Origin of the sequence: Pontiella sp., from assembly GCF_041622395.1 — a bacterium.
In the GTDB taxonomy this organism is placed as follows: domain Bacteria; phylum Verrucomicrobiota; class Kiritimatiellia; order Kiritimatiellales; family Pontiellaceae; genus Pontiella.
Genome location: NZ_JBFJYW010000364.1, coordinates 1 through 3,391, shown reverse-complemented (window position 1 = coordinate 3,391; position 3,391 = coordinate 1). Strand labels below are relative to the sequence as shown.

The 3,391-nt window shown below is 56.1% G+C and carries 3 protein-coding genes and 1 pseudogene; 2 read left to right on the top strand and 2 right to left on the bottom strand.

The features are described from left to right. Positions 1–173: 173 nt before the first annotated feature. Positions 174–1,406, bottom strand: a complete 1,233-nt coding sequence (locus ABYO54_RS15530; protein ID WP_372809144.1) for a Gfo/Idh/MocA family protein — start codon at positions 1,404–1,406, stop codon at positions 174–176. A 90-nt stretch (positions 1,407–1,496) separates the two neighbouring features. After that, positions 1,497–1,541, bottom strand: a pseudogene (locus tag ABYO54_RS15525) (hypothetical protein); the annotation flags it as partial. Positions 1,542–1,773: 232 nt separating this feature from the next. Between ABYO54_RS15525 and ABYO54_RS15520 the strand changes: the two are divergent. Both ABYO54_RS15520 and ABYO54_RS15515 read left to right on the top strand, forming a co-directional pair. Further along, positions 1,774–2,364 carry a DUF1080 domain-containing protein gene (locus ABYO54_RS15520; protein ID WP_372809143.1) on the top strand — a complete coding sequence of 197 codons (591 nt, stop codon included), beginning with the start codon at positions 1,774–1,776 and terminating at the stop codon, positions 2,362–2,364. A 125-nt stretch (positions 2,365–2,489) separates the two neighbouring features. Beyond that, positions 2,490–3,391: aldo/keto reductase (locus ABYO54_RS15515; RefSeq protein ID WP_372809142.1), on the top strand; the 902-nt coding region annotated here is incomplete at its 3' end.

Below are 3,391 nucleotides of genomic sequence, written 5' to 3'. Positions count from 1 at the left end.
GTCGCTACCCTTATTTGGGTCCGACTTCGCTTGTCATTTACCCCGATTATCTCGTAATCTGGTAATCCTATATAAAACATTCTAGGGGACATGTTGGGTCATTCCGATCCGCATGTCCCCACTTTTTGATCAAGACCGGAATTTAACCAGACGGGAGTGCTGGCTGTCCCGTGTTAAAAGATCGACCACGGCGCGCGCATCACGCGTGTGAGCATGGCGTTGGCTTCCTTCTCGGCCGCCGGGAAATGTTCGGTTTTTGGATCCCATTTGAGCTCTTTTTTTCCGAGCCGCAGCAGGATGTTGCCGACTTGGGAGATGGAGATCGCGCGGTGGGAGGTCTCGATCGGCGTGATCGTCGCTTCGCCGGAGTAGATGCAGTCGATGAAGTTGCGCTCGTGCTGCGTGCTCTTGTAAAGCGGCGTGTCGTTTGGGCCGAGGCGGGTGCGGCGCAGTTCGTCGCTGCTCGCCTTGAATTCGCCGCGGCCGACCTCGATCCATTTGCCGTCTTCGCCTTCGAAGCGCACGCCGCCTGTGCCGATATCGTCCGAGTTGCCGGAGTCGACGATCATGTGAGTGCCGTTGGCGTATTCCGCCTCGAAGTGGAAGTCTGTCGCCGTGTTGTACAGCGCGTCGGCGGGCGGCAGCGTCGCTTTGCCGTTGAAGAAGCGCAGCGGGCCGGTGTCGTCGGTACCGAGTCCCCACTGGGCGATGTCGAAGTGGTGCGCGCCGAAGTCGCTAACCATGCCACCGGAGTAGTCGTAGTTGTGGCGCCAGCAGAGCGGGTGCAGCGCGGGGTGGAACTCGCGCTCGGGTGCGGAGCCCTGCCACATGTCCCAGTCGAAGCCGGGAGGAACTGGCGCGGGATCCTTCTGGTCGGCCAGACCGGACCAGTTCTTGTGACCGCCGGGAAGCAGGACTCGCACGGTTTTTACCTTGCCGATGTAGCCGTTGCGCACCAGTTCGCAGCCGCGCCGGAAGTGCTCGGACGAGCGCTGCTGGCTGCCGGTCTGCCAGGTGATGCCGGCCTTGTTGACGGCATCGGACATCGCGCGGCCCTCGGCAACGGTCAGTGAGAGCGGTTTCTGGCCATAGATGTGCTTGCCGGCTTTGGCTCCCTCGATGGCCATAATGCTGTGCCAGTGGTCGGGTGTGGAAACGTTGAGCGAGTCGATGTCCTCGCGCGCCAGTACTTCGCGGAAGTCCGCGTAGCCCTTGCAATCCTTGTTGCCGTATGTCTCGTTCACCTTTTCGACGCCGTAGTCGCGGCCGCCCTCGAGTTCGCCCTTGTAGCCGTAGTGTTTCGAGCGCTTGTTTACGTCGCACACCGCGACCATCTGCACGCGCTTGTCGCCGAGAAACGAAATGCCGGTGGCGTGGGCAATGGTGCCGAAACCGATACAGGCCATGGTGATTCTCTCCGACGGCGCGGGCCGTCCGGCTTTGCCAAACACGGTGGCTGGGATGATCGTCGGGAAGGCGAGCGAGGCACCGGCGGCGCTGCCGGTCTTGAGAAAACTGCGGCGGGATATATGGGTTTTCATGAGCTTATTATTAATGATTCGGGTCTCGAAGAAGGATCGGCATTGAAATCGACCTTTAGCAAGGTCAAAAGGTTGGCGGAATACCCCCACCAAGAGCAATGATGAAACCTTTGATTTTTTTTGTACAGCTGTCTAACTACCAAAAATGGTGAGACTCATCTGTTTCCTTGGGATAATCGGCCTATTCCTGAGCGCTTGGGCCACAAAACCTGGCGATTCTGAATGGATCCAATTGTTCAACGGCAAAGATCTGTCCGGTTGGCGGGTGAATCGGGCGGAAGGATCCTTCACCGTCAAGGACGGTTTGCTCGTTGCTCACAGCGTGGACTTGAGATCCCATTTGTTTTATGTAGGTGAGGGGGACAGCCCGGTGGCATTTAAGAATTTCGAATTAGTCGTTGTGGCCAGAGGCGAGCCGGATTCCAACTCGGGCATTTTTATTCACACGGATTACGAGCTTCGGGACGAAAAGGGTCACCTCGCCAATGGCTATGAGGTTAATCTTAATACAAGCCCAACGGTCACGAAAAAAACGGGCAGCCTCTACGATGTCGTTGATCTGACCGAGCGACCTCTCGACGATACCCAGTGGTTTGAGACACGCATTAGGGTCGAAGGCAAACAAATCAGAGTCTGGCTCAACGGCAACAAAGTCATTGACTACCTTGAACCGGAAAATCCCGTTCGCAAACCCAACCGCAAAGGGCGTCTCCTCAAGCCCGAAGGCGGGGCCATCGCTTTACAGGCCCATGACCCGGAGAGCATCTGGCACTTCAAGGAGATCAAGATCACGCCGCTCATTGAGCAAGGAAGCTCGCGGTAGCATTTTCTTCTTGGGAAACACAGCTCTACCAAGCTGAGCAAATGCAGTAGATAGTTCGCAAAGTTTCTTGAACGAGCATCGTCCCGGTGAAATGATGGGAATCCAACCGAAACAAGGAACCGATCATGGAAAGAAGAAAATTTTTAAAGAACGCCGGGAAGCTGGCCGGAAGTGTTGCCCTCACGGCATCCGCATTGTCCGCTAATACGGCATCATTGCCGGAGCAGGTCAAGGTTGCACCAGGGGAGCTGCCAAGAAGAAAGCTTGTGCGAACGGGTGAGGCCCTGTCGATTATCGGATTCCCGGGAATGGTGATGCGACACTATGAGCAGAAGGAATGCAACGATGCCATGGTCAAGGCACGCGACATGGGAATCAATTACTTTGATGTTGCACCCGCTTACGGCAAAGACGGCGAGTGCGAGATCAAAATGGGGAAAGGGATGAGATCGATCGACCGGGACAAGATCTTCCTTTCCTGCAAAACCAAGATGCGCGATTCCAAGGGCGCCCGCATGGAACTGGAACGCTCCCTCAAGCGCCTCCAAACGGATCATTTCGATCTTTACCAGATGCATGTACTGCATACTCCGGGCGAGGTCGAGCAGGCGTTCGGCCCCGGCGGTTGTATGGATGTGATCGAAAAGGCGAAGAAGGAAGGAAAGATCCGGCGTATCGGTTTTTCAGCACACACCAGCCTTGCTGCCATGGCTGCCATGAATAACTACCAGTTCGATACGGTCATGTTCCCGATCAATTTCGTCGAGCATTTCAGCTTCGCATTCGGGCAGGCAGTCCTGGAAAAGGCCCATAGCCAGAAAGTATCCGTGCTGACGATTAAGTCCACTTCAGCGGGCGCATGGGACGATTCCATCCCGCGGGAGGAACGGGATTACTGGTACCGGGTGCTTGAGGACCAGGATAACTTAAAGCTCGCGGTTCATTTTGCCCTCTCACAGCCAAATGTCGTTTCTTCCATTCCCGCTGCCCACTACATCGATCACTTGGAAAAGACGGTGGCGGCGGC